The 23,894-nt window shown below is 67.5% G+C and carries 22 protein-coding genes; 14 read left to right on the forward strand and 8 right to left on the reverse strand.

Annotated features, from left to right (window positions below; genetic code table 11):
- Window positions 1-108: 108 nt before the first annotated feature.
- Entirely contained in the window at window positions 109-1,473 is a 1,365-nt protein-coding gene (locus HWX09_RS11535; RefSeq protein ID WP_027781526.1) for a 2-hydroxycarboxylate transporter family protein, read from the reverse strand.
- A 423-nt stretch (window positions 1,474-1,896) separates the two neighbouring features.
- Between HWX09_RS11535 and HWX09_RS11540 the strand changes: the two genes are divergently transcribed.
- From HWX09_RS11540 to HWX09_RS11565, 6 genes are read left to right on the forward strand one after another with little or no spacing between them, the layout of a single operon-like run.
- The gene (locus tag HWX09_RS11540; RefSeq protein WP_027781525.1) at window positions 1,897-2,748 is read left to right on the forward strand and encodes a MetQ/NlpA family ABC transporter substrate-binding protein; all 852 of its coding nucleotides are present in this window, start codon (window positions 1,897-1,899) and stop codon (window positions 2,746-2,748) included.
- Window positions 2,749-2,759: 11 nt separating this feature from the next.
- Entirely contained in the window at window positions 2,760-4,172 is a 1,413-nt protein-coding gene (locus tag HWX09_RS11545; protein WP_027781524.1) for an LLM class flavin-dependent oxidoreductase, read from the forward strand.
- Between the two features lie 18 nt (window positions 4,173-4,190).
- Window positions 4,191-5,369, forward strand: a complete 1,179-nt coding sequence (locus HWX09_RS11550; RefSeq protein ID WP_027781523.1) for an ATP-binding cassette domain-containing protein — start codon at window positions 4,191-4,193, stop codon at window positions 5,367-5,369.
- Entirely contained in the window at window positions 5,362-6,018 is a 657-nt protein-coding gene (locus HWX09_RS11555) for a methionine ABC transporter permease (RefSeq protein ID WP_027781522.1), read from the forward strand. The genes HWX09_RS11550 and HWX09_RS11555 overlap by 8 nt, the downstream gene beginning before the upstream one ends.
- Window positions 6,019-6,072: 54 nt before the next feature.
- Window positions 6,073-6,915 carry a hypothetical protein gene (locus HWX09_RS11560; RefSeq protein ID WP_027781521.1) on the forward strand — a complete coding sequence of 281 codons (843 nt, stop codon included), beginning with the start codon at window positions 6,073-6,075 and terminating at the stop codon, window positions 6,913-6,915.
- Entirely contained in the window at window positions 6,912-8,126 is a 1,215-nt protein-coding gene (locus HWX09_RS11565) for an acyl-CoA dehydrogenase family protein (protein WP_027781520.1), read from the forward strand. The genes HWX09_RS11560 and HWX09_RS11565 overlap by 4 nt, the downstream gene beginning before the upstream one ends.
- 126 nt (window positions 8,127-8,252) lie before the next feature.
- On the opposite strand, the gene HWX09_RS11570 is transcribed toward HWX09_RS11565, so the two are convergent.
- Complete coding sequence (locus HWX09_RS11570) at window positions 8,253-9,980, reverse strand: YadA family autotransporter adhesin (RefSeq protein ID WP_027781519.1); 1,728 nt, start codon at window positions 9,978-9,980, stop codon at window positions 8,253-8,255.
- Between the two features lie 401 nt (window positions 9,981-10,381).
- Window positions 10,382-11,230: a helix-turn-helix transcriptional regulator gene (locus tag HWX09_RS11575; RefSeq protein ID WP_027781518.1), complete on the reverse strand. Its 849-nt coding sequence runs from the start codon at window positions 11,228-11,230 to the stop codon at window positions 10,382-10,384.
- A 197-nt stretch (window positions 11,231-11,427) separates the two neighbouring features.
- On the opposite strand from HWX09_RS11575, the gene HWX09_RS11580 reads away from it, so the two are divergent.
- Both HWX09_RS11580 and HWX09_RS11585 read left to right on the forward strand, forming a co-directional pair.
- Window positions 11,428-12,381 (forward strand): DUF2167 domain-containing protein, encoded by a 954-nt coding sequence (locus HWX09_RS11580; RefSeq protein ID WP_027781517.1) that lies wholly within the window; start codon window positions 11,428-11,430, stop codon window positions 12,379-12,381.
- Window positions 12,378-13,103: a site-2 protease family protein gene (locus HWX09_RS11585; protein WP_027781516.1), complete on the forward strand. Its 726-nt coding sequence runs from the start codon at window positions 12,378-12,380 to the stop codon at window positions 13,101-13,103. The genes HWX09_RS11580 and HWX09_RS11585 overlap by 4 nt, the downstream gene beginning before the upstream one ends.
- Before the next feature lie 66 nt (window positions 13,104-13,169).
- Here HWX09_RS11585 and HWX09_RS11590 read toward each other — a convergent pair whose 3' ends face one another.
- Window positions 13,170-14,564: an MFS transporter gene (locus HWX09_RS11590; protein ID WP_027781515.1), complete on the reverse strand. Its 1,395-nt coding sequence runs from the start codon at window positions 14,562-14,564 to the stop codon at window positions 13,170-13,172.
- A 238-nt stretch (window positions 14,565-14,802) separates the two neighbouring features.
- Between HWX09_RS11590 and HWX09_RS11595 the strand changes: the two genes are divergently transcribed.
- Window positions 14,803-16,380, forward strand: coding sequence for an aldehyde dehydrogenase (NADP(+)) (locus tag HWX09_RS11595; RefSeq protein WP_027781514.1), 1,578 nt, complete (start codon window positions 14,803-14,805; stop codon window positions 16,378-16,380).
- Between the two features lie 90 nt (window positions 16,381-16,470).
- Here the strand turns inward: HWX09_RS11595 and HWX09_RS11600 are convergent, their stop codons facing one another.
- Together HWX09_RS11600 and HWX09_RS11605 are read right to left on the reverse strand one after the other, a co-directional pair.
- Window positions 16,471-16,851: a PIN domain-containing protein gene (locus HWX09_RS11600; RefSeq protein ID WP_230469099.1), complete on the reverse strand. Its 381-nt coding sequence runs from the start codon at window positions 16,849-16,851 to the stop codon at window positions 16,471-16,473.
- Between the two features lie 23 nt (window positions 16,852-16,874).
- Window positions 16,875-17,072 (reverse strand): type II toxin-antitoxin system VapB family antitoxin, encoded by a 198-nt coding sequence (locus tag HWX09_RS11605; RefSeq protein WP_006752328.1) that lies wholly within the window; start codon window positions 17,070-17,072, stop codon window positions 16,875-16,877.
- 187 nt (window positions 17,073-17,259) lie between these two features.
- On the opposite strand from HWX09_RS11605, the gene HWX09_RS11610 reads away from it, so the two are divergent.
- Window positions 17,260-17,814 (forward strand): hypothetical protein, encoded by a 555-nt coding sequence (locus tag HWX09_RS11610; RefSeq protein WP_027781513.1) that lies wholly within the window; start codon window positions 17,260-17,262, stop codon window positions 17,812-17,814.
- A gap of 103 nt (window positions 17,815-17,917) precedes the next feature.
- On the opposite strand, the gene kdgD is transcribed toward HWX09_RS11610, so the two are convergent.
- Window positions 17,918-18,832, reverse strand: coding sequence for a 5-dehydro-4-deoxyglucarate dehydratase (gene kdgD, locus HWX09_RS11615; RefSeq protein WP_027781512.1), 915 nt, complete (start codon window positions 18,830-18,832; stop codon window positions 17,918-17,920).
- A gap of 228 nt (window positions 18,833-19,060) precedes the next feature.
- On the opposite strand from kdgD, the gene garD reads away from it, so the two are divergent.
- The 4 genes from garD to HWX09_RS11635 all read left to right on the forward strand — a co-directional run bounded on the left by garD (window position 19,061) and on the right by HWX09_RS11635 (window position 22,390).
- Entirely contained in the window at window positions 19,061-20,614 is a 1,554-nt protein-coding gene (garD, locus tag HWX09_RS11620; protein WP_027781511.1) for a galactarate dehydratase, read from the forward strand.
- Between the two features lie 218 nt (window positions 20,615-20,832).
- Complete coding sequence (locus HWX09_RS11625) at window positions 20,833-21,225, forward strand: nuclear transport factor 2 family protein (RefSeq protein ID WP_027781510.1); 393 nt, start codon at window positions 20,833-20,835, stop codon at window positions 21,223-21,225.
- A gap of 80 nt (window positions 21,226-21,305) precedes the next feature.
- Complete coding sequence (locus tag HWX09_RS11630; RefSeq protein ID WP_027781509.1) at window positions 21,306-21,761, forward strand: RbsD/FucU family protein; 456 nt, start codon at window positions 21,306-21,308, stop codon at window positions 21,759-21,761.
- Between the two features lie 191 nt (window positions 21,762-21,952).
- Window positions 21,953-22,390 carry a DoxX family protein gene (locus HWX09_RS11635; RefSeq protein ID WP_027781508.1) on the forward strand — a complete coding sequence of 146 codons (438 nt, stop codon included), beginning with the start codon at window positions 21,953-21,955 and terminating at the stop codon, window positions 22,388-22,390.
- A gap of 98 nt (window positions 22,391-22,488) precedes the next feature.
- Here the strand turns inward: HWX09_RS11635 and HWX09_RS11640 are convergent, their stop codons facing one another.
- Window positions 22,489-23,799: an MFS transporter gene (locus HWX09_RS11640; RefSeq protein ID WP_027781507.1), complete on the reverse strand. Its 1,311-nt coding sequence runs from the start codon at window positions 23,797-23,799 to the stop codon at window positions 22,489-22,491.
- Window positions 23,800-23,894: the final 95 nt, after the last annotated feature.

Consider the following 23,894-nt stretch of genomic DNA (forward strand, 5'->3'; position numbering starts at 1 on the left):
CAACCGGCCGTCCACAACCGTCCGCTCAGAACGACGCGCGCCGCGCGCCGGCAGGGCCGGCGGCGGCGCGTGCGAAGCAGCCGGCGCGACGATGCGCGCGGCCGCGCATTATCCGAAGTGCGCGACCAGGATCAGCGTCACCGTGACGACGATCGCGCCGCCGATCCGGGTGGCGATCTGCGCGAACGGCATCAGCTGCATCCGGTTCGCGGCGGTCAGGATCGCGACGTCGCCGGTGCCGCCTTGCCCGCTGTGGCAGGCGTTCACGATTGCGGTGTCGATAGGGTACATCTTCAGCAGGCGGCCGACCACGAAACCGGTGCCCATCAGCGTCGCGACGGTCGAGACGATCGTGATCACGTTGACGATCGTGAACGCGGCGGTCAGCTTGTCCCACGGCGTCATCGCGACGCCGATCGCGAACAGCAGCGGATACGTGACGGCGGTCGAGAAGAACTTGTAGACGACGAACGCGCCTTCCTGCAGCGGCGGCGACACCGCGCGCGCGAGCTTCACCAGCACCGCGAGGAACAGCATCGCGACCGGCGCGGGCAGACCGAACAACTTGTGCGCCATCAGGCCGACGAGGTACAGCGTGATCGCCGTGATGCCGGCGCCCGCGATGTGCGTGACGTCGACGTGGCCGCGGATCTCCTCGTTTTCCGGCGTCATGTCGCCGCTTTCGCCGACTTGCAGGCGACCGTTGCCGGTCAGGTGCGGCAGGCGCTTGCCGAGCATGTCGAGCGCGCCCGACAGGATGATCGCGGTCAGGCTGCCGAGCATCACCGACGGCAGCACCATCGCGAACATCTCGCCTTGCGGCAGGTGCATCAGTTCCGAATAGCCGATCGACAGCGGAATCGCGCCTTCGCCGACGCCGCCCGCCATGATCGGCACGACGATGTACAGCAGCGTGTGACGCGCGCCGAGGCCGAGCGCGGTGCCGACCGCCGTGCCGACGATCGCGGCCGCGATCGAACCGACGGCGAGCGGGACGAAGATCTTCACGAAGCCCTGGATCAGCACGCGCCGGTCCATGCTCAAAATGCTGCCGACGATGATCGACGCGATGAACAGGTACAGGAAGTTGGTCGACTTGGTGAATTCGGTCGTCAGGTTCAGCACCGGCTTCGGCAGCACGTGGTAGTACGTGAGCGCCGACGGCACGAAGGTCGCGAAGATCGCGGCCGCGCCGATGTTGCGCAGCAGCGGCAGGCGCTTGCCGAGTTCCGCGCACGTGAAGCCGAAGAACGCGAGCACCGCGATCGCCATCGAGATTTCGCCGGGCACCTTGCCGGTCACCACGAAGCCGACGATCAGCGCGAGCAGGATGAAATAGACGGGCAGCGGAATGATGCCGATGCGGATTTCCATCAGCTTCCACCAGCCTTCGGGCCAGAAGCGTTCGCGCGTGGCGGGACCGGCTTCGGCAATCGGCGCGGGATGAGACGGGGTTTGGATAGAGGTCTGCAAGACGTGTCTCCTGATGTTTGGAATGCCTGCATTCGCTTCGCGGCATCGTGTGCCGTCTATTACGCAACCTCCGTGCCAGTATTCCGGCCTGCCGGAATATTTTTAATGCATTGATTCACAAGGGATTTGTTTCGTCTGCGGAAACGGTTTTCCCCGCCGGCTGGCCGAGATTTCGGAATCGGCGCGGCGGGCAGGCCGAGATTTCGGCCTGGCGGCGGCCCGGGCGGCCGGCCGAACCCGACGCCCGCCATATCGCCGCGCGCGATTTTCTTCGCACAATCGCTTCGTAGACCGCCCTCCCGCCGCTCTCTATCATCGGCTGATCCTTTTCCGATGCGATGACGACTGTCCGGAGAACGCCCGCGCGTTCGCCGCGGCATCGCTCATCCGTCGATACCGTCCCTGGACAGGAGAGTGGTTTCCATGCTGCATCCCGTTTTTTCCGCCCGCTTTTCCGTCGGCCGCCTGGCCCGGCCGGCCCGCCTGCTGACGGCCGCGTTGCTCGCGACGTTGCTCGGCCTCGTGCTGCCGAATGGCGCGCGCGCCGACACCGCGCCGCTGAAGGTCGGCATCTCGACCAGCCCGCAGATCGAGGCGCTGAAGATCGCCGCGAAGGAGGCGAAGGCGCAGGGTCTCGACGTGAAGATCGTCGAATTCACCGACTGGAATACGCCGAACGCGGCGCTCGCGAACAAGGACATCGACGTCAACTACTTCCAGCACATCCCGTTTCTCGAGAACGCGAAGAAGCAGGGCGGCTACAACTTCATCTCGATCGCGCCCGGCACGATCATGAAGATCGGCCTCTATTCGAAGAAGGTGAAAAGCTTCGCCGAGCTGAAGGACGGCGCGCGCGTCGCGATCGCGAACGATCCGGTCAACGGCGGGCGCGGGTTGTTGCTGCTGCAGCGCGCGGGGCTCATCACGCTGAAGCCGGGCACCGACTACCGTGCGACGACGCACGACATCGTCGCCAATCCGAAGCACCTGAAGATCATCCCGCTCGAAGCGTCGCAACTCGCGCGTTCGCTCGACGACGTCGACCTCGCGCAGGGCTACCCGAGCTTCATCAAGCTCGCCGGCACGACCGACCCGAACAGCGCGCTGCTGTTCGACGGGACCGAGAACAAGAACTTCGCGATCCAGTGGGTCGTGCGGCCCGAGAGCGCGAACGATCCGCGCATCCGCAAGTTCATCGCGATCTACCAGCACTCGCCGGACGTGCGCCGGGCACTCGACAACGCGTTCGGCTCGCTGTACGCGATCGCGTGGTGACGGAGGCGAACATGACGACGGCGAACCGCAAGAAGATCCTGCTCAACGCGTTCAACATGAACTGCGTCGGGCACATCAACCACGGGCTGTGGACGCATCCGCGCGACCGCTCCGCGCACTACACCGATCTCGACTACTGGGCCGATCTCGCGAGGACGCTCGAACGCGGCAAATTCGACGGGATCTTTCTCGCGGACATCGTCGGCGTGTACGACGTGTTCGGCGGCGGGCCCGACGCCGCGCTGCGCGAATCGGTGCAGGTGCCCGTCAACGATCCGCTGCTGCTCGTGCCGGCGATGGCGCAGGTCACGCGGCATCTGGGCTTCGGCGTGACCGCGAACCTGACCTACGAGCCGCCGTACCTGTTCGCGCGCCGCATGTCGACGCTCGATCATCTGACGAAAGGGCGGGTGGGCTGGAACATCGTCACCGGCTACCTCGACAGCGCCGCGCGCGGGATGGGCCTCGCGCAGCAAATCGGCCACGACGACCGCTACGAGCGCGCCGACGATTACATGGACGTCGTCTACAAGCTGTGGGAACAGAGCTGGGACGACGACGCGGTGATCCGCGACGCGCGGGCACGTGTGTTCGCGCAGCCGGGCAAGGTGCGGCGCGTGAAGCACGACGGGCCGTTCTATTCGATCGATGCGATTCACCTGAGCGAACCGTCGCTGCAGCGCACGCCGGTGCTGTACCAGGCCGGGTCGTCCGCGCGCGGCGTCGAGTTCGCCGGCCGCCACGCGGAATGCGTGTTCGTGAACGGGCAGAGCAAGGCCGCGGCGCGCGCGGCGGTGCTCGACATCCGCGCGGCCGCCGCGCGGCAGGGGCGCGACCCGGCGTCGATCAGGATTTTCGCCGGGGTGAGCGTCGTGACCGCCGAGACCGAGCGGCTCGCGCGCGAGAAATTCGACGAGTACCGGCGCTACGCGAGCCCGGAAGCCGGCCTCGCGCACTTCGCGAGCTCGACCGGTATCGACTTCGCGAAATACGGCCTCGACGAGCCGATCTCGTACGTGAAGACCGATTCGATCCAGTCGGCGGTCGACGCGATCTCGCGCAAGAGCACGACCGGCACGTGGACGGTGCGCCGGATGCTCGAGCAGATGTCGCTCGGCGGCCGTTATGCGCCGATCGTCGGTTCGCCGTCGCAGGTCGCGGACGAACTGCAGTCGTGGATCGACGAGACGGGTATCGACGGCTTCAACCTGACGCGCACCGTGATGCCGGAATCGTTCGAGGACTTCGTCGATTGGGTCGTGCCCGAGCTGCAGAACCGCGGCGTCTACAAGGAAGACTACGATCCCGCGCCGACGCTGCGCGAGAAGCTGTTCGGCGCGAGCCCGCGCCTGCCCGCCTGGCATACCGGCGCGCAGCACCGGCCGACGGCCGTATCCGAACCCGCGCATCACGCGCATGCCTGAACGTGACGGAGCGAAGCGATGACGCAATTGTTCGATACGCTGGGTTTCATCGAGGCATCGGCCGCGGGTGTCGGCGCCGGTGCGACGGCGCATGACGAAACGGCCGCGCCGGCCGATGGCGCGGCCGTGTCGCTGGAGCAGGTCGGCAAGGTGTTCGCGACACCGCGCGGCCACGCCGCCGCGCTGCGCGACGTCACGCTCGACGTGCGGCGCGGCGAGGTATTCGGAATCATCGGCCGCAGCGGAGCCGGCAAGTCGACGCTGCTGCGGCTCGTGAACGGCCTCGAACGGCCGAGTTCGGGCCGCGTGCGCGTGCAGGGCGTCGACGTCGGCACGCTCGACGAGGATGGCCTCGTCGCGTTGCGGCGCCGCACCGGCATGGTGTTCCAGCATTTCAACCTGCTGTCCGCGAAGACGGTGTTCGAGAACGTCGCGCTGCCGCTGAAGATCGCCGGCGTGCCGAAGGCCGAACGCGTGCGCAAGGTCGAGGCGCTGCTCGATCTCGTCGGGCTCGCCGCGAAGCGCGATGCGTATCCGGCGAGCCTGTCGGGCGGGCAGAAGCAGCGTGTCGGCATTGCGCGGGCGCTCGTGCACGATCCCGAGGTGCTGCTGTGCGACGAGGCGACGTCGGCGCTCGATCCGGAAACCACGCAATCGATCCTCGCGCTGCTCGCGGACATCAACCGCCGCCTCGGGCTGACGATCGTGCTGATCACGCACGAGATGGAAGTGATCCGCGCGGTGTGCGACACCGTTGCGGTCATCGAACAGGGCGAGGTCGTCGAAACGGGGCCGGTGTGGCGCGTGTTCGGGGATCCGCGCCACGGTGCGACGCGTGCGCTGCTGAGCACGCTTCAGCACGACCTGCCGGCCGAGCTGGCCGCGCGCGTGCGGCCGCTGCCCGAACCGGCCGCGCTGCCCGACGGCGCGCGGATCGTGCTCGACGTCCGCTATACGGGCGAGAGCGGCGGCGAGCCGGACGTCGGCGCGCTCGCGGCGGCGCTCGGCGGCTCCGTGCGGTTCCTGCACGGCGGCATCGAAAGCATCCAGGGGCATGCGCAGGGGCGGCTCGTGATCGCCGCGACGCCGCGTGCGGATGACGCCGGCCCGTCGGCGGCGCGCGGCGATGCGGTCGCCGCGCTGCTCGAACGCGCGCGCCGCCATGCGAATCACGCGGAGGTGCTCGGCTATGTTTGAGCTCTGGTGGCCCGAACTGCTCGACGCGATCCGCGACACGCTGTCGATGGTCGCCGCGTCGGCCGCGATCGCCGCGCTGATCGGCATCCCGCTCGCGGTGATTCTCGTGACCACCGCGCCCGGCGGCATCTATGCGCGGCGCGGCGTGAACGCGGTGCTCGGCGCGCTCGTCAACGTGTTCCGCTCGACGCCGTTCATCATCCTGCTGGTCGCACTGCTGCCGTTCACGCGCGTGCTGATCGGCACGACGATCGGTGTCTGGGCGGCCGTCGTGCCGCTGTCGATCGCCGCGATCCCGTTCTTCGCGCGGATCGCCGAAGTGAGCCTGCGCGAAGTCGATCGCGGGCTGATCGAGGCCGCGCTCGCGATGGGCGCGAAGCGCCGCCACATCGTGTGGCACGTGCTGCTGCCCGAAGCGCTGCCCGGCATGCTCGGCGGTTTCACGATCACCGTCGTCGCGCTGATCGGCTCGACCGCGATGGCGGGCGCCGTCGGCGCGGGCGGGCTCGGCGATCTCGCGATCCGCTACGGCTACCAGCGTTTCGACACCACCGTCATGGCGACCGTGATCGTGATCCTGATCGCGCTCGTCTCGGCCGTGCAAATCACGGGCGACCGCCTGGTCCGACGCGTGACCCGGCGAACCTGAGCGACGCCACGAGCGTCCGCTCGCTTCATCAATGATCCTGAGAGACCGACAGATATGACCTTGCCCCTCGGCGCGCCGCGCGAATGGAACGGACAATTCGAGGAAGCGCTGTTTCTCGACGTGGCGCGACGCCATCGTCCCGGCTTCCCTGACAAACTCGCCACGCCGCCGCGCGAGCCGGCCAACGCGGACGAACTGGCCGCCGTCGCCGACTACTACACGAAGATGGCGTCGCACGACCTGTTCATCGTGCAGGTCGTCGCGAAGGCGATCGACACGCTGTTCCGCGACGATCCGCATTTCCAGCTGATCTTGTCGCGCCAGCTCGGCGACGACGGCGCGCATGCGGTGATCGGCCGCGAGCGCGTGACCGAGCTGACGGGGCGCGATCCGCTGCCGGAAGTCGACCGGCTCGTCGCCGCGCACTGGGCGCGCATCGGCGACATCGCGGTGCGCGACGTCGCGGGCTTTCTCGCGTTCGAATGGCATTACGAGCTGCACATCCTCGCGAAGCTGTGGATTCAGCGCAAGACCGGCCGCATCGGCGACAGTGCGATGCGCGAGCACGGCGAGAACCGGATTCGCCCGGACGAGGAATGGCATCGCGTGCAGATCGTCCAGTGGTGGTTCGACACGTTACAGGCGCTGCCGGCCGCCGAGCGCGACGCGCTGATCGAACGCGTGATCGCGGCCGACGAGGAAACCCAGGCGCGGCTCGACGGCTACCTGCACGACGAGTACGCGCACACCGCGCTGGTGTTCGGCGCGGATATCGCGGAATATCGTGCGATCTACGACGACTGGCGGCGCGAGATCCTGTCGCGGCTGACCGGCCGCCGGCTCGGCGCGCTCGTACCGCTGTCGGGCGAAACCGTTGAACAGGAAGCTGTCGCATGAACGATCCACGCGGCCCGGCGACCCTCGCGCCGGATACCGACGATGCGCCGGTACTCGGCCCGGGCGCATTGACACCCGTCATCGATGCATTGCGAGCGAGCGCCGCCGCGCGCGACCGCGCGGGCGGTCATGCGGCGCAGGAGAAGCAGTGGCTCGCCGATGCGGGCCTGCTGACGCTCGCGGTGCCGCGCGCGTTCGGCGGCCAGGAGGCGGCGTGGCCCGCGATCTATGACGCGATCCGGCAGGTCGCGCGGGTCGACAGCGCGCTCGCGCATCTCGTCGGGTTCCAGTGCCTGCAGGTGGTGAGCGTCGACGTGTGGGGCAGCGCCGCGCAGCGCGAGCGCTATCTGCGCGGCACGGTCGACGAGCGCTGGTGGTGGGGCAACGCGGTCAATCCGCTCGACACGCGGCTCGTGGCCACGGCGACGCCCGACGGCGGCTACCGGCTCGACGGCGTGAAGGGCTTCTGTTCCGGCACGCGCGGCTCGCAGCGGATGACGGTGTCCGCGCACGATCCGGCCACCGGCCGCACCGTGTTCGGCGTGGTGCCGACCGATCGGGTGGGGATCACGGTCAACGAGGATTGGGACCCGATCGGCCAGCGCCAGACCGACAGCGGCAGCGTGCGCTTCGACGGCGTGGTGCTCGCGGCGGACGAGGTGCTGCATCGTTCTGAAACTCCACCAACGCCGCGCGCGACGCTGCGCACGCTCGTGTCGCAGCTCGTGCTGACGAACCTGTTCGTCGGCCTGGCGGAAGGCGCGCTGGCCGAGGCGCGCGACTACGTGCGTCAGCATGGCCGCCCGTGGGTTCACTCGAACGTCGAGCGGGCCGAAGACGATCCGTACACGCTCCAGCGCTTCGGCGACATGCGCGTGCGTGCGATTGCCGCGGCGGCGCTGGCCGATCGCGCGGCCGGCGCGTTGCAGCACGCGTGGGCGCGGCAGGATGCGCTGACGGCGGACGAACGCGCCGAAGTCGCGCTCGCGGTATCGGAGGCGAAGATCGTCGCGCAGCGCGCGGCGCTCGACAACGGCGAGGCGCTGTTCGATGCGTGCGGCGCGCGCGCGACGGCCGCGTCGCTCGGCCTCGACCGCTTCTGGCGGAATGCGCGCACGCATACGCTGCACGATCCGCTCGACTACCGGCTGCGCGACGTGGGCCGGTTCGCGCTCACCGCGGAATTGCCGCCGGCGTCGCTCTATACGTAAGCGAAATGAATCGCCAGCGTAACCGGCATGCCGCGTGTCACGACCGCGTCATCGGCGCGGTGACGCCGATGACCAGCATGGCAGTGTCAAGAAACAGGCTCTTGACACTGCACGGTCGGAGGCCGGTTACCAGCGGTAGCCGACGCCCGCACCCGCACCGAACGAACCGTGGCCCGAAACAGCCGTCGTCACCGAGCCCTTGACCAGCCATTTCGCCGTCGCGACGGAAAGGCCGACCGCCATTGCGCTTTGACCGCCGTACGTGCCGCCGCCGAGCGCGACCACCTTTTCACCCGGCAGCACGGCTTGCGGCAGGTTCGCCATCGCGATCGCGCTTGCCGTGCCCGCATTCGCGTCCTTGCGATATTTCGACATTTCCTCGCGGACGGAATTGATTGCGCCGTTCAACTGGCGCACGTTGACGCCGTCCGTCGGTGCGGTGCCGTCGGCCATGTTGGTCAACTGGCGCTCTGCGCCCGGCGCGCCGATCGAAACCGTGTTGTCGCGATCCGCGACCGAGTTGGCGCCCAACGCCACCGAATTGTTGGCGCTCGCGCGGCTGTTCGTGCCGATCGCGGTCGAGTCCGTGCCCGACACATTCGAGCCGGTGCCGATCGCCGTTCCGTTTGTCCCGGTGACTTTCGAATTCGTGCCGATGGCCGTTCCGTTCGTTGCGGTGACAGTGGCGGTGACGCCGACCGCCGTACCGTTGTCTCCCGAGACGTTGGAGCCGTTGCCTACTGCGGTGCCGTTCGGCACGCTGACTAGCGTATTTTTGCCGATCGCGGTGTCGGTATCGTCCGTCACCGTGCCGCTCGGGACGCTCGACGAAATTTTGCCGACGGTCGTCGTGAGCGTTGCCAGATCCGCCGTCAACGTGGAAACCTGATTTGCGATCGAGAAGAGCTGCGAGCCGTTGACTGCATCCGTGCTGGTCGCGCTGATCGCGCCCGCTGCGACGTTCACGATCTGACGCTCGGCGCCGGCGCTGCCCACGCTGACCACGCCAACCGGCGTACCCGCGAAACCGCTGTAGCTGACGCCGTTGAGCGTCACGCTGCTTACGGTCGTGAAAGCACGCGTGGCAGCGTTCGAACCCAGGGCCACGGAATTCGCATTGGCCGCGTTCGCGCCTTCGCCGATGGCGACCGAATTCACCGCCGACGCGGTTGCGCGCGCAATCGCGACGCTGCCGGTAGCGGATGCCACGCTGTCGATGCCGAGCGCGACCGCGTCACCCGCACCTGCGTTCGCCTGGAAGCCGAGTGCCGTACCGCCGGCCGCAATGCTGCCCTTGCCCACGGCCGTGGAAAATGTCGTGGTGGCGCTGGCGCTTTGCCCGACCGCCGTCGACTGGTCGACGGCGAACGCGCCCTGGCCGAAGGCGGATGCCGTCCCGCCGTTCGCGATGGCCCCGTTGCCGACTGCCGTCGCCTGGGCTCCGGTCGCGCTTGACGCCGCGCCCACCGCCGTTGCCTGATCGCCGGTTGCCACGGCATTTCCGCCGACGGCCGTCGCGAGCGTGCCGGTCGCGGCCGCCATGCGGCCGATCGCGACGGTTTCGCTATAGGCCCCGGTCGACGAGCCCGAGTTCGCGACTGCCGCGGTGCCGATCGCCACGTTGTCGCAGCCGGTTGCATTGGCAGGATACGTGCCGCTTCCCGAGATGGCGATGTTGCCGACACAGCCGCCCGACGTGTCGGTCGACGTCCCGTTCTGCACATAATCGGCGCGCGCGGGTGCGGAAGCCGCGAATGCGACAACCGCTGCGCTCACGGCGATGGCCAACGCCGCTTTCGACTTTGCCGGCGTGTGCAGTGCCGGATTCCCCAACCCTCGATGCATCTTGTTCATGTTTTTCCTAGGCTCGATATAAAAATTGTGTTGTGGCTTGCTCGTCGTTCTCACGATTTCCCGATCGCGGTGCATTCGCGATTTTTTTTACCGAAGTCCTTGTTCGAGTACGATCAAATTGAAAAGACGTACTAAACAAATTTGACATTCGGTGACGCGAGTCAACGGGGAAATGGCACAGGTGCCGCTACATTTGACTTATCCGGAACGCCGACGCGTCCCGGATCTGCAGCACGGAGATGCGACGACGCATTTTGATCGGACTTGCCGGCGCCCAGGTTTGCCATGGCGCCCGATCTCTATGCTGTGGGGAAAATTCGTCGTCTTGATGGTTGCGCCGACCGCCGGCGCGCAAGGCGGTGTTCGAGCGGCGGCTTCCGTCGATCGCCGCTGCCCGCTTGCTACTCCGCCGGCAACGCGTCCGCCAGCGCCCGCATCGCATCCACCGTTTCCGGATTCGCCGGAAAGAACGCCTCGATCGCGAGTTCCGACAGCGTCACGTCGACCGGCGTGCCGAACACCGTCGTCGTACTGAAGAACGTCAGCTCGCCGCGCGCCGTGCGTAGCCGCAGCGGCACGGCGATATCCGCGAAATCGGTGCGCGCATGCGTATCGTCGGGCTGACCGGCCGGCGCCGGATACGCGGCGAGTTCGTCGCGCAGCGCATGCAGCGTGCGGTCGCCGCTCGCATCGATCTGCCGCTGCAGCCGATGCAGGATGTGCGCGCGCCATTCGTGCCAGTTGACGATCTGCGACGCGAGACCGTCCGGATGCAGGCTCAGCCGCAGCACGTTGACGGGCGGCTGCAGCAGCGCCGGATCGGCCTGCGCGACCAGCGCGCCGAGCATCCGGTTCGCCGCGAGCAGCGTCCAGTGGCGGTCCACCGCGAGCGCCGGGTACGGCTCGTGGCCGCGCAGCACGGCTTCGACCGCATGACGCGCGGCATCCAGTTGCGGATCCGAAAACGGCCGTTCGCGAAACAGCGGCGCGAAGCCGGCCGCGACGAGCAGCGCATTGCGCTCGCGCAGCGGCACGTCGAGGCGTTCGGCGAGATGCAGCACCATCTCGCGGCTCGGCTGCGCGCGGCCCGATTCGACGAAGCTCAGGTGGCGCGCGGACACTTCCGCGTCGAGCGCGAGCGCCATCTGGCTCAGGCGCCGGCGCTGCCGCCACGTGCGCAGCAGCGGGCCGACGCCGGACGCGCGGCCGGCGGACGGGGAAGGCGAATGGAGGGCAGCGGTCGAGTTCATGCAGCAGATGATAGGCAATCCCGCGCCGCTTCGGTATTACCTGCGAGGTAAGCACCGCGCCGCACCCCCCGGCGCGCACATCCGCTGCGTTACCATAGCTCCCGTGCCACCTGAGAGGCGGCGCCGGACCCGCGACGACAACGCCTGGGCCGGTCGCCGCGCACATTGACAACAAGGCATTCCAGGGGAATCCAACAATGAAAAAACTTGCCGTCCGGCTCGCCTGCGTGGCGACGCTCGCACTCGCCGCGACCAGCGGCCACGCGCAGACCGAAGCTGCGCAAGTGGAAATGAGGGCCGCCGCCGCGGCCGCCAACGAAGCGGTCGTGAAGGGGCCGACCGACATCGACGTGAAACACGAAGCCGTGCTGAAGCTGAAGGCGGGCGAATCGTTCGTGCCGGCCGCCGAGGCCGGCCGCTACCTGCGCTCGATGGGCAACGCGATCGACGAATCGAAGCTGGTCGGCCTCGTGCTGCCCGACGATCCCGATGCCGACTGGATCTCGGTCGTGTCGTTCGAGCCGAGCGGCTACATCCGCGACGACGACGCGAAGGACTGGAAGCCCGACGAGCTGCTGAAAAGCCTGCAGGCCGGCACCGAGGAGAACAACCCGGCGCGCAAGGAGCGCGGCCTGCCCGAAACCGAGGTGGTCGGCTGGGCGAAGGCGCCCGCATACGACGCGGCCACGCACCGGCTCGTGTGGTCCGCGATCATCCGCGACAAGGGCACGGCGCCGAATGCCGGGAGCGACGGCGTGAACTACCGAACGCTCGTGCTCGGCCGCGACGGCTACCTGTCGCTGACGATGGCGTCGACGCTCGCCGACCTGCCGAAGTACAAGGCATCGGCCGACGCGCTGCTGTCGAACATCAGCTTCAACGACGGCAAGCGCTATGCCGACTTCAACAAGTCGACGGACCACGTCGCCGAGTACGGGCTCGCGGCGCTGATCGTTGGCGTCGGCGCGAAAAAGCTCGGCCTGCTCGCGCTGATCGGCGCGTTTGCGGTGAAGTTCTTCAAGATCGGCGCGGTCGCGCTGCTGGCCGGCGGTGCGGCGCTCAAGCGCTTCTTCGGGCGCAAGCCGAAGGCGGCCGCGGTGCCGGCCGTCGCCGATACATCCGAGGCGGCCGCCACGGAGCGCAAGGAATGACGAAGCTGCTGCTGCTGATCTTCGGCGGGCTGAAGCTCGGCAAGGTGCTCGTATCGGCCGGCACGATGCTCGCGTCGATCGCGGTCTATGCGCTGTTCTACGGCTGGCGCTTCGCGGCCGGTTTCGTCGCATTGCTGCTGGTGCACGAAGCCGGCCACTATCTCGCCGCGCAGCGGCGCGGGCTCGACGTCGGGCTGCCGACGTTCATCCCGTTCGTCGGCGCATGGATCCAGTTGAAGGAAATGCCGCACGACGCGGAAACGGAGGCATACGTCGGGCTCGCCGGGCCGTTCGTCGGCACGCTCGGCGCGCTGGCCTGCTATGCGGCCGCGCGTCACTACGACAGCAACCTGCTGCTCGCGCTGTCGTACACGGGTTTCTTCCTGAACCTGTTCAACATGATTCCGCTGTCGCCGTTCGACGGCGGGCGGATCACCGCGGTGCTGTCGCCGCGCATCTGGTTCGCGGGCGTGCCGGTGCTGATCGCGCTGTTCGTGTATCGGCCGAGCCCGCTGCTGATCGTGATGGCGATCCTCGCGCTGCCGCAACTGAAGCGCGCGTGGCGCTACGATCCCGACGCGCCGGAGAATCGCGTGTACTACGCGACGTCGATCGAGACGAAGACGACCTACGCACTCTGCTACGTCGGCCTGCTCGCGTTCCTCGCGCTGATGACGTCCGGCGTGCACGACATGTTGCGCGTCGTGCATGCGTCGACCTGACGTCGATTCGATGCAAAAAAAGCGGCGGCCGTCGTTACGCGGCCGCCGCTTCCCGAAGGTCGAACCTCACGCGTCGCGATGACGCAGTTCGACGCGCTTGATGTCCTTCACGATCACGAGATAGCTGAATACGGTGATGAGCGCGTTCAATCCGACGAACACGAGCGCGCCGTTGAACGAGCCGCTCGCGCCGACGAGGTAGCCGATCACGATCGGCGCGACGATGCCCGCCGTATTGCCGAACATGTTGAACAGGCTGCCCGACAGGCCGATCGCTTCCTTCGGCGCGGTATCCGCGACGACGGCCCAGCCGAGCGAGCCGATCCCCTTGCCGAAGAACGACACGGCCATCAGCATGATCACCAGCGCTTCGCTGTCGACGTAGTTGCAGCCGATGATCGCCATCGACAGCGCCATCCCGCCGACGATCGGGATCTTGCGTGCGAGCGTCAGCGATACGCCGCGGCGGATCAGCGCGTCCGACAGCATCCCGCCGAGCACGCCGCCGAGGAATCCGCAGATCGCCGGCAGCGACGTCATGAAGCCGGCCTTCAGCAGCGACATCCCGCGCGCCTGCACGAGGTAGATCGGGAACCACGTGAGGAAGAAGTACGTCAGCACGTTCACGCAGTACTGGCCGAGATAGACGCCGAGCAGCATCCGGTTCGACAGTAGCTGGCGCACGTAGTACCAACCCGCCACGCGGCTGCCTTCGGAAGCGCCGCCGCCGCTACCGCCTGCTCCGGTCGGCCGGCCCGTCGACCGCACCAGGCCGCCGCCCTGTTCGATATGCTCGAGTTCCGCGCGGTTCACGCCCGGATGGTCGACCGGGTCCTTCATCACGCGCAGCCACAGGAATGCAAGTGCGATGCCGGCGAGCCCGAGCCACAGGTACACGTGGTGCCAGCCGTACGCATGCGTGAGCCACGCCATCAGCGGCGAGAACACGACGGCCGCGAAATACTGCGCGGCGTTGAAGATCGCCGATGCCGTGCCGCGCTCGGCGGTCGGGAACCAGCTCGCGACGACCTTCGCGTTCGCCGGAAACGCGGGCGCTTCCGCGATGCCGACCGCGAAACGCATCGCGAACAGCGCGGCGACCGCGAACGCGGCGCTGCCGCCGAGGCCGATCGTGCTCTGCAGCAGCGTGAACGCCGACCACAGGAAGATGCTCGCCGCATACACGCGCCGCGCGCCGAAGCGGTCGAGCAGCCAGCCGCTCGGCAGTTGCGCGAGCACGTACGCCCAGCTGAATGCCGAGAAGATGTAGCCCATCGTCACCGGATCGATGCCGAACGCCTTGCGGATCGGTGTGCCGGTGATCGACAGCGTCGCGCGGTCCGCGTAGTTGAGCGTCGTGACGACGAACAGCATCGCCAGAATCCAGTAGCGCACGGCGGTTCGGCGCGCGGTGCGCGCGACGTCGAGCGGAAGATCGCGAGGGGAGGTCTGATTGCTCACTTTAAATGTACGTCGTCGTATGACATGAGCGAAGTTTATTGAGAATATGTGGATTCAGAAACCTCGGGTTTTCCCTTTGAAGATCGTTGCCACAATATGGAAAAGTCCGGATTTTCTGGCCGGACAAGGCTTGTGGGTGTATCGTCGGCGCCTTCGCAGGCGATGCGATACTGTCGGCAGACATCGTATCTGTTGAGCTACAATGAGCAATCCATTCCCGAACCACGGAGCACACCCCATGCAACTGACAGGAGAGATGCTGATCGGCGCCGAAGCGGTGGCCGGCTCGGCTGGAATCTTGCACGCGTTTGACCCGACGAAGGGCGCGCCGATCGACGTCCCGGCGTTCGGCGTCGCGACGCAGGCCGACGTCGACCGCGCGTGCGAACTCGCACGCGACGCGTTCGACGCGTACCGCACGCAGCCGCTCGCGGCCCGCGCGGCGTTTCTCGAAGCGATCGCCGATGAAATCGTCGCGCTCGGCGATGCACTGATCGAGCGTGCGCATGCCGAAACGGGCCTGCCGGTCGCGCGGCTGCAGGGCGAGCGCGGCCGCACCGTCGGCCAGCTCCGGCTGTTCGCGCGCGTCGTGCGCGACGGGCGCTTCCTCGCCGCGTCGATCGATCCCGCGCAGCCGGCACGCACGCCGCTGCCGCGTTCGGACCTGCGGCTGCAGAAAGTCGCGCTCGGGCCCGTCGTCGTGTTCGGCGCGAGCAATTTCCCGCTCGCGTTCTCGGTGGCCGGCGGCGATACCGCGTCGGCACTCGCGGCCGGCTGCCCGGTGATCGTGAAGGCGCATGAAGCGCACCTCGGCACGTCCGAGCTGGTCGGCCGCGCGATCCGCGCCGCGGTCGCGAAAACCGGCATGCCGGCCGGCGTGTTCTCGCTGCTGGTCGGCCCCGGCCGCGTGACCGGCGCGGCGCTGGTCAGCCATCCGGCGATCCAGGCCGTCGGTTTCACCGGTTCCCGGCAGGGCGGGATGGCGCTCGTGCAGCTCGCGAACGCGCGCCCGCAGCCGATTCCGGTCTATGCGGAAATGAGCAGCATCAACCCCGTCGTGCTGTTCCCGGCCGCGCTGGCCGCGCGCGGCGACGCGATTGCGACGGGCTTCGTCGATTCGCTGACGCTCGGCGTCGGCCAGTTCTGTACCAATCCGGGCCTGGTGCTCGCGATCGACGGCCCCGATCTCCACCGCTTCGAGACGGTCGCCGCGCAGGCGCTCGCGAAGAAGCCGGCCGGCGTGATGCTCACGCGCGGCATTGCCGATGCGTACCGCAACGGTCGCGGCAAGCTGGCCGAGCTGTCCGACGTGCGCGAAATCGGCGTGGGTGAATCCGCACAGACCGACTGCCAGGCGGGCGGCGCGCTGTACGAAGTCGGCGCGCAGGCGTTCCTGGCCGAGCCGGCGTTCAGCCACGAGGTGTTCGGGCCGGCGTCGCTGATCGTGCGCTGCCGCGATCTCGACGAAGTCGCGCGCGTGCTCGACGCGCTCGAAGGCCAGCTCACGGCCACGCTGCAGATGGATGCCGACGACAAGCCGCTCGCGCGCCGGCTGCTGCCGATCCTCGAACGCAAGGCCGGGCGCCTGCTCGTCAACGGTTACCCGACCGGCGTCGAGGTGTGCGACGCAATGGTGCACGGCGGGCCGTTCCCCGCAACGTCGAATCCGGCCGTCACGTCGGTCGGGGCGACCGCGATCGAGCGTTTCCTGCGGCCGGTGTGCTATCAGGACTTCCCGGACGATCTGCTGCCCGAAGGACTGCAGGAAGGCAATCCGCTCGCGATTCCGCGGCTGCGCGACGGCAAGGCGGAGTGACGTGGCGTAATCGTTGAAGGCAGCGTCTCGAAAGGGACGCGTTCCGGCACGATGGAACATGGCGGCGGGGCTCACGGGCCCCGCCGTTTTTTATGCAGCGCCGGTTTTCGTGCCAGGTTCGCTCGGTCGGTGAGCGGGGCGCGCGACGAGTTGCAAGCGCTCCGCTGCAGCCAGCAGGCGCCGGTCGCGCGTCCACAGCTTGCTGCCGCCGGTCAGTCTGGTCGAGGCAAGCAGGTGAGCATCGACGTAACCGATGCCGAGCCCATGAAGCGGTACGGCATCGATCATGCGCTGGACTTCGTCGTCGGTTGCAAGGGTTGCGGCTGGAAGGTCGTGCAGCGCATCCGGTACGGTCGCGCGATTGCGCATGCTGCCGAGCGCAAGCTCGCCGGCGATGAACGGATGGATCAACACTCGCTCGGCTTCCAGGAGTGCGGTGAGGGTTGCGTCGCCGGCCCGCAAGTGATCGATTCAGACCGAAGTGTCGACAACAATCATGCAGGCTCCGACGGGCGGCGTGGAACCGATTCAAGGTCGGGCTCGGTGCCGCCGAGGCGCGCGAGTCGTCGTGCGCTTTCGCGGGCGATCAATGCACGCAGCGCCTCTCTCACGAGGGCCGATTTTTCGGTGACGCCGGTCAATTGCTGGGCTTTTGCGAGCAATGCGTCGTCGAGGGACAAGGTGGTGCGCATGTGCAGCTCCCGGAGGAAACGCGATGCGTCAACTATGACATCAAATCGTACCGATATTGATGCGCCGACATGGCGAGGAAATGTCGGCTTTCCTGTTGCCCGCGTTTCTCCTACAGTAGCGAAGCCTCGGGCTGTCCGGCCCGCAGGCGAGCCTGAGAGACGCACAAAACCAACAAGGAACCATCCGATGAATATCAGCAAGCGTGGCGACCACCTGTTCGCGGCCGGGTTGTGGAAAGCAATCGGCGACGTCGCGAAATCGGTCCGTACCCAAATCGGCGAATACAGCGAAGGGCGTGTGCTGGCCGACGCGCTGTTCGCGCTGCAGCGCGAGCTGGGCGGCGGCGAATTCGACGTGACGATCAACCAGGGGCGGCCCGTCGTGGGCTCCGATCCGCATTCGGTGATCTTCGGCAGGGCCGTCGAGCGCTTCAGGTACGACATGGAGGCGGTGGTGTTCGCGCTGAAGCATCGCCGCAGCATCGACACGCCCGACGGTGCGCAGCGCGCCGAAGCACTCACGCAGGCCAATACGCATCTCGCGACCGCGAAGCAGTACGCGATATTCACGGTCGGGCGGTTCTTCGATGCGGTGGTCGACCGCGACGTGCTGGAGCAGATCGTGGGCGCCGAGTCGCCGACGCGCGGCCGGCCGGTCGCGGCGCGCAAGGGAATCGACGAGACGCAGCGCACGCTCACCGGCGTGCGCCAGCGGATCGTCGGCGCGATCGCGCAGATGTGACGATCGCGCCGGCGCGTCGCGCCGCGCGGCCGTCGAGTGATGCGGATACGGCGTGATCAGGCCGGCCGTGGCGCCATGAAGGCCGCGCCGCCGGCGAACCTGCTTACTGCGGGCCCATCTTCTTGATCAGCACGTCGAGCTCGGCCGCTTCGGCTTCGGTCAGGTCGATGAGCGGCGCACGCACGGGGCCCGCGTCGTGGCCGACGAGTTTCGCGCCCGCCTTCACGATGCTGACCGCGTAGCCTGCGCGGCGATTGCGGATCTTCAGGTACGGCAGGAAGAACTCGTCGATCAGGCGGCCGACCGTCGCGTGGTCGTCCTTCGCGATCGCCTCGTAAAACGCCATCGCCGTCTTCGGGATGAAGTTGAACACCGCCGACGAGTACACCGGCACGCCGAGCGCCTTGTACGCGGCTGCATAGACTTCAGCCGTCGGCAGGCCGCCGAGGTACGCGAAACGATCGCCGAGGCGGCGGCGGATCGTGACCATGCTTTCGATTTCGCCGACGCCGTCCTTGAAGCCGATCAGGTTCGGGCAACGGTCGGCGAGGCGCTCGAGCATGTCGGCATTCAGCTTCGAATTGGCGCGGTTGTATACCACGACGCCGATCTTCAGCGCACGGCAGACCTGCTCGACATGCTCGGCGATCCCTTCCTGGCTCGCTTCGGTCAGGTAGTGCGGCATCAGCAGCACGCCGCTCGCGCCGAGGCGCTCGGCTTCCTGCGCATATTCGATCGCGACGCGCGTCGCGCCGCCGGCGCCGGCGAGGATCGGCACCTTGCCCTTGCAGGTTTCCGTCGCGACGCGGATCACGTCCGAATACTCGCGCTGGGTGAGCGAGAAGAATTCGCCGGTGCCGCCGGCCGCGAACAGTGCGCTCGCGCCATACGGCGCCAGCCATTCCAGGCGCTCGGCATAGGTGGTCGGGCGGAAGCTGCCGTCGGCGTCGAAATCCGTCAGCGGAAACGACAGCAGGCCGTGGGAGATGATCTGTTTGAGTTCTTGCGGTGAAGTCATGGTTGGGTCGTCCGTCTAGCGCGAGTGCGGGGTTCGTCGGTACGGCATCCGAGCCATATTGGCGATGTCGTTGTATGTCATCGTACAACGCAAGAAAGAGCGGCGCAAGCGGTTTGCTGGCCGGTCAAGGGTAGGGTCTTTCCGGATAAGGGTTTACTCAGCATCGTGGATTGAGGTTGAATGTCGTATGATGACTAACGATATCGCAGATAGCTTCCAGGAATTCCGATGACTGCTTCCCCTCTCTACATCCGCGTGCATCCGGACGACAACGTCGCGATCGTCGTCAACGACGGTGGTTTGCCCCAAGGCGCGACGTTCGCCGACGGGCTGACGTTGTGCGAAGGCGTGCCGCAGGGGCACAAGGTCGCGCTCGTCGACCTCGCGGCCGGCGACCCGGTCGTTCGCTACAACGTGGTGATCGGCTATGCGCTGACCGACCTGCGGCGCGGCAGCTGGGTCAACGAGCGCACGATGCGCATGCCCGAGCCGCCCGGCCTTGACGACCTGCCGCTCGCCACGCGCGCCGCGCCGCCGCTCGAGCCGCTCGAAGGCTATACGTTCGAGGGCTTCCGCAATGCCGACGGCTCGGTCGGCACGCGCAACATCCTCGCGATCACGACGACCGTGCAGTGCGTGTCGGGCGTCGTCGAGCATGCGGTGAAGCGGATCAAGGACGAACTGCTGCCGCGCTACCCGAACGTCGACGACGTGGTCGGGCTCGAACATACGTACGGCTGCGGCGTCGCGATCGATGCGCCCGACGCCGACATCCCGATCCGCACGCTGCGCAACATCAGCCTGAATCCGAACTTCGGCGGCGAAGTGATGACCGTGAGCCTCGGCTGCGAGAAGCTGCAGCCCGAGCGGTTGCTGCCGCCGGGCTCGATTCCGCTGGCGGCCGACGGCGCGACCGGCAACGGCGGCGTCGTCTGCCTGCAGGACGCCGCGCACGTCGGCTTCAACTCGATGATCGACTCGATCATGAAGATGGCCGAATCGCATCTCGAGCGGCTGAACCGCCGCCGTCGCGAAACCTGCCCGGCGTCGGATCTCGTCGTCGGCGTGCAGTGCGGCGGCAGCGACGCGTTCTCGGGGCTCACCGCGAACCCGGCGGTCGGCTTCGCGGCCGACCTGCTCGTGCGTGCGGGCGCGACGATCATGTTCTCGGAGGTGACCGAAGTGCGCGACGGCGTCGCGCAGCTCACGTCGCGCGCGGCGAACGAGGACGTCGCCCGCGAGATCATCCGTGAGATGGACTGGTACGACCGCTACCTGCAGCGCGGCCGCGTCGACCGCAGCGCGAACACGACGCCGGGCAACAAGAAGGGCGGCCTGTCGAACATCGTCGAGAAGGCGATGGGGTCGATCGTGAAGTCGGGCAGCGCGCCGATCGCCGGCGTCGTGCGCCCCGGCGATCGCGCGCGGCAAAAGGGGCTGCTGTACGCGGCGACGCCCGCGAGCGATTTCATCTGCGGCACGCTGCAGCTCGCGGCGGGGATGAACCTGCACATTTTCACGACCGGCCGCGGCACGCCGTACGGCCTCGCGCAGGTGCCGGTGATCAAGGTCGCGACGCGCAGCGATCTCGCGCGCCGCTGGCACGACCTGATGGATCTCGACGCGGGGCAGATCGCGACCGGCGCGGCGACCATCGAGGACACGGGCTGGGCACTGTTCCGGCTGATGCTCGACGTCGCCAGCGGCAAGCGCCGCACGTGGGCCGAACAATGGAAGCTCGCGAATGCGCTGACGCTGTTCAATCCGGCGCCGGTGACCTGACGCGCGCGCGGTGGTTGCGGCAAGACGATGCGGGCGCCTTCGGGCGCCCGTTTTCGTTGCGATGCGCATGGCGATTTGGCGCGGGCATGCGGCGCGTGGCCGGCGCGATTTCCTTACCTCCCGCGTAATCGACCGCCTCCGCCGGCCCGGCGACGATAGCGGCACGCGGACCCGAAACGTCCGCGACATCGTTCGTCACCGACACAAGGAGCCTCGCCATGAACACCGCTCAATCCGCATCGTCCGTTCACGCCGATCTGATCGACCGCTACTTCGACGCCTGGAACGAACCCGACGTTGCGCGCCGCCGCGCGCTGATCGATGCGACCTACGCGAGCGACGCGACCTATCGCGATCCGCTGATGGCCGGCGACGGCCACGCGGGCATCGACACGATGATCGCCGCCGTGCAGCAACGTTTCCCCGCCTACCGCTTCAGCCGCACGACCGACGTCGATGCGTTCGGCTCGTACCTGCGATTCTCGTGGGCGCTCGTGTCGCCCGACGGCGCGGCGATCGTGAAGGGTTCGGACTTCGGCACCGTCGACGCGTCGGGCCGCCTCGCGTCGGTCACGGGTTTCATCGACGAAATGCCGGCCGCGGCGTCCTGATCCGAACGATGCATGCACTGCGGGCCGCCGGGATCGGGTAACGTTATGCCATTCGTTCCTGAACCCGGAGACTAGCCCACATGTTGAAGAATCTCGACCCGCTGCTGCACGCCGACATCCTGCACACGCTGCGCGCGATGGGTCACGGCGACGAAATCGCGATCTGCGATGCGAATTTCCCGGCGGAATCCGTCGCGGAGCACACGGTGGTTGGCCGCGCGCTGCGGATCGACGGCGCCGATTCGGCGCGCGTCGTGCGCGCGGTGCTGTCCGTGCTGCCGCTCGATACGTTCGTCGACACGCCCGCGTGGCGCATGGAAGTCGTCGGCGATGCGGCCGCGGTGCCGCCCGTGCAGCGCGAAGTACAGGCCGAGATCGACCGCGCGGAAGGGCGCGCGGTGCCGCTTGCCGGCGTCGAGCGTTTCGCGTTCTACGAGCGCGCGCAGCAGACGTATGCGGTGATCGTCACCGGCGAACTGCGCGGCTACGGCTGCTTCATCTTCAAGAAGGGCGTGCTGTTGAGCGACGCGGGCTAAACGCGTTTTTCAGCGCGCCGGGCTGCCGGCGCCGCCGCAGCAGTGTAAAGATTTGCTACAACCTTTTTCTTGGACACGGCGAAAAGACCCTCTATGCTGGCCCATTTGCCGCGCGCCCACCCGGGCCGCGCGGCGCCGAACCGCACGGGCGCGCCCGGGCGGGCGGCCGAATTGCATACGAGGAGAGAGGCATGACGCGTACCGTCGATTCCGGCGTCATTTTTTTCGCACGCCTGGCGCTGGCGGCGTTGTTCTTGTGGGGCGGCATCATGAAGCTGCTCGGCTACAGCGATTTCGTCGCGTATCTGCACACGATGAACGTGCCCTATCAACAGGTCGTCGCACCGATCGTCGTCGCGATCGAGGGGCTGGGCGGCCTGCTGTTGATCGTCGGCTACAAGGTCCGGCCGCTCGCATTGCTGATGGCGGTCTACACGATCGCGACCGCGATGGTCGGGCACAACTTCTGGGACGCGACCAACGCCGCCGTCCAGCACGACATGGTGATTCACTTCTGGAAGAACGTCGCGATCGCCGGCGGGTTCCTGCTGCTGTTCGTCACCGGCGCCGGCGGCGCGAGCATCGACGCGTTGCGCCGGCCGAGTTCGTCGTACGGCGTGCTGCGTTGAGCTGACCGCACTCGCGCCGCTACGCCGAGGCAAGTCAAAAGGGCCGAATCCCGCACGCCGCGGGATTCGGCCCTTCGTTCATGAAGCGGGCGCCAGCGTCAGTGCGTGCCCTTCACGTCCTGCGCATCCTTCGCGAACTGCACGGCGATCGCACCGAGCACGCAGATCGCCGCGACGTACGCGACCGGCGCGAGAGGATTCGACTTCATCATCAGCGACACGATCACCGGCGTGAGGCCGCCGAAGATCGCATACGCGACGTTGTACGAGAACGAGATGCCCGAGAAGCGCACGACGGCCGGGAAGCTCTTGACCATCACGAACGGCACCGCGCCGATCGTGCCGACCATGAAGCCCGCGATCCCGTAGTAGAGCGGCAGCGTCGACGCATCGGCCGCGACCTGCACGAACAGCAGGTAGTAGCACGCGGCCAGCCCGATGCCGCCGATGCCGAGCACGCGCTTCGCGCCGATCCAGCCCGCGAGCGAACCCGCGGTGATGCAGCCGGCCGTCAGGCACAGCGTCGCGACGCTGTTCGCGAACAGCGTCGTCGCCGGCGTCAGGTGGAACTGCTTCTGCAGCAGCGCGGGCGTCATCAGGATCACGACGACGATCGCGGCCGACAGCATCCACGTGAGCAGCATCGACACGATCACCGCGCGGCCGTGGTCGCGCAACACCGCCTTCAGCGGAATCTCGGCCGCGAGCGCCTTCTTCGCCTTCATCTCGGCGAACACTGGCGTTTCATGCAGCCAGCGGCGCAGGTACACGGAGAACAGCCCGAACACGCCGCCGAGCAGGAACGGGATGCGCCACGCGAACGCGCCGACTTCGGCCGTCGAGTAGCGGCTGTTGATGCCGGCCGCGACGAGCGAGCCGAGCAGGATGCCGGCCGTCAGGCCCGCGGTCAGCGTGCCGCATGCGTAGCCGATATGGCGCGACGGCACGTGCTCGGACACGAACACCCACGCGCCCGGCACCTCGCCGCCGACCGCCGCGCCCTGCAGCACGCGGAACAGCAGCAGCAACACCGGCGCGAGGATACCGATCGTGTCGTAGGTGGGCAGCATGCCCATCAGCAGCGTCGGCACCGACATCATCAGCACGCTCAGCGTGAACATCCGCTTGCGGCCGAACAGGTCGCCGAAGTGCGCCATGATCACGCCGCCGAGCGGGCGCGCGAGATAGCCGGCCGCGAAGATGCCGAACGTCTGCAACTGGCGCAGCCAGTCGGGAATGTCGTGCGGGAAGAAGAGTTGTCCTATCGCCGGCGCGAAGAACACGAAGATGATGAAGTCGTAGAACTCGAGGGCGCCGCCGAGTGCGGCAAGGCCAAGGGTCTTGTAGTCGCTGCGCGTGAGCGCGCGTTCGGCGGCGCGAGGCACGCCGCTCAATTCGGAAGCTTGCATGGTCAGGACGATCGGTTTTCGAATGTTGTTGTCGGTGCTGCGTCTCCAGGGCCCGCTATCGGCATGGACTGACAAGGCGCGGCTTGCGTCGTCGA

Source organism: Burkholderia sp. BCC1208 (assembly GCF_902833095.1).
In the GTDB taxonomy this organism is placed as follows: Bacteria; Pseudomonadota; Gammaproteobacteria; order Burkholderiales; family Burkholderiaceae; genus Burkholderia.

Excerpts from the sequence above, each read along its gene's own strand:
- HWX09_RS11565 (WP_027781520.1), top strand. The coding sequence starts at position 6,912 with ATGAACGATCCACGCGGCCCGGCGACCCTCGCGCCGGATACCGACGAT.
- garD (WP_027781511.1), top strand. The coding sequence starts at position 19,061 with ATGACTGCTTCCCCTCTCTACATCCGCGTGCATCCGGACGACAACGTC.
- HWX09_RS11610 (WP_027781513.1), top strand. The coding sequence starts at position 17,260 with ATGAATATCAGCAAGCGTGGCGACCACCTGTTCGCGGCCGGGTTGTGG.
- HWX09_RS11630 (WP_027781509.1), top strand. The coding sequence starts at position 21,306 with ATGTTGAAGAATCTCGACCCGCTGCTGCACGCCGACATCCTGCACACG.
- HWX09_RS11640 (WP_027781507.1), bottom strand. The coding sequence starts at position 23,799 with ATGCAAGCTTCCGAATTGAGCGGCGTGCCTCGCGCCGCCGAACGCGCG.
- HWX09_RS11625 (WP_027781510.1), top strand. The coding sequence starts at position 20,833 with ATGAACACCGCTCAATCCGCATCGTCCGTTCACGCCGATCTGATCGAC.
- HWX09_RS11540 (WP_027781525.1), top strand. The coding sequence starts at position 1,897 with ATGCTGCATCCCGTTTTTTCCGCCCGCTTTTCCGTCGGCCGCCTGGCC.
- HWX09_RS11555 (WP_027781522.1), top strand. The coding sequence starts at position 5,362 with ATGTTTGAGCTCTGGTGGCCCGAACTGCTCGACGCGATCCGCGACACG.
- kdgD (WP_027781512.1), bottom strand. The coding sequence starts at position 18,832 with ATGACTTCACCGCAAGAACTCAAACAGATCATCTCCCACGGCCTGCTG.
- HWX09_RS11545 (WP_027781524.1), top strand. The coding sequence starts at position 2,760 with ATGACGACGGCGAACCGCAAGAAGATCCTGCTCAACGCGTTCAACATG.
- HWX09_RS11635 (WP_027781508.1), top strand. The coding sequence starts at position 21,953 with ATGACGCGTACCGTCGATTCCGGCGTCATTTTTTTCGCACGCCTGGCG.
- HWX09_RS11580 (WP_027781517.1), top strand. The coding sequence starts at position 11,428 with ATGAAAAAACTTGCCGTCCGGCTCGCCTGCGTGGCGACGCTCGCACTC.
- HWX09_RS11605 (WP_006752328.1), bottom strand. The coding sequence starts at position 17,072 with ATGCGCACCACCTTGTCCCTCGACGACGCATTGCTCGCAAAAGCCCAG.
- HWX09_RS11585 (WP_027781516.1), top strand. The coding sequence starts at position 12,378 with ATGACGAAGCTGCTGCTGCTGATCTTCGGCGGGCTGAAGCTCGGCAAG.
- HWX09_RS11595 (WP_027781514.1), top strand. The coding sequence starts at position 14,803 with ATGCAACTGACAGGAGAGATGCTGATCGGCGCCGAAGCGGTGGCCGGC.
- HWX09_RS11575 (WP_027781518.1), bottom strand. The coding sequence starts at position 11,230 with ATGAACTCGACCGCTGCCCTCCATTCGCCTTCCCCGTCCGCCGGCCGC.
- HWX09_RS11570 (WP_027781519.1), bottom strand. The coding sequence starts at position 9,980 with ATGAACAAGATGCATCGAGGGTTGGGGAATCCGGCACTGCACACGCCG.
- HWX09_RS11550 (WP_027781523.1), top strand. The coding sequence starts at position 4,191 with ATGACGCAATTGTTCGATACGCTGGGTTTCATCGAGGCATCGGCCGCG.
- HWX09_RS11560 (WP_027781521.1), top strand. The coding sequence starts at position 6,073 with ATGACCTTGCCCCTCGGCGCGCCGCGCGAATGGAACGGACAATTCGAG.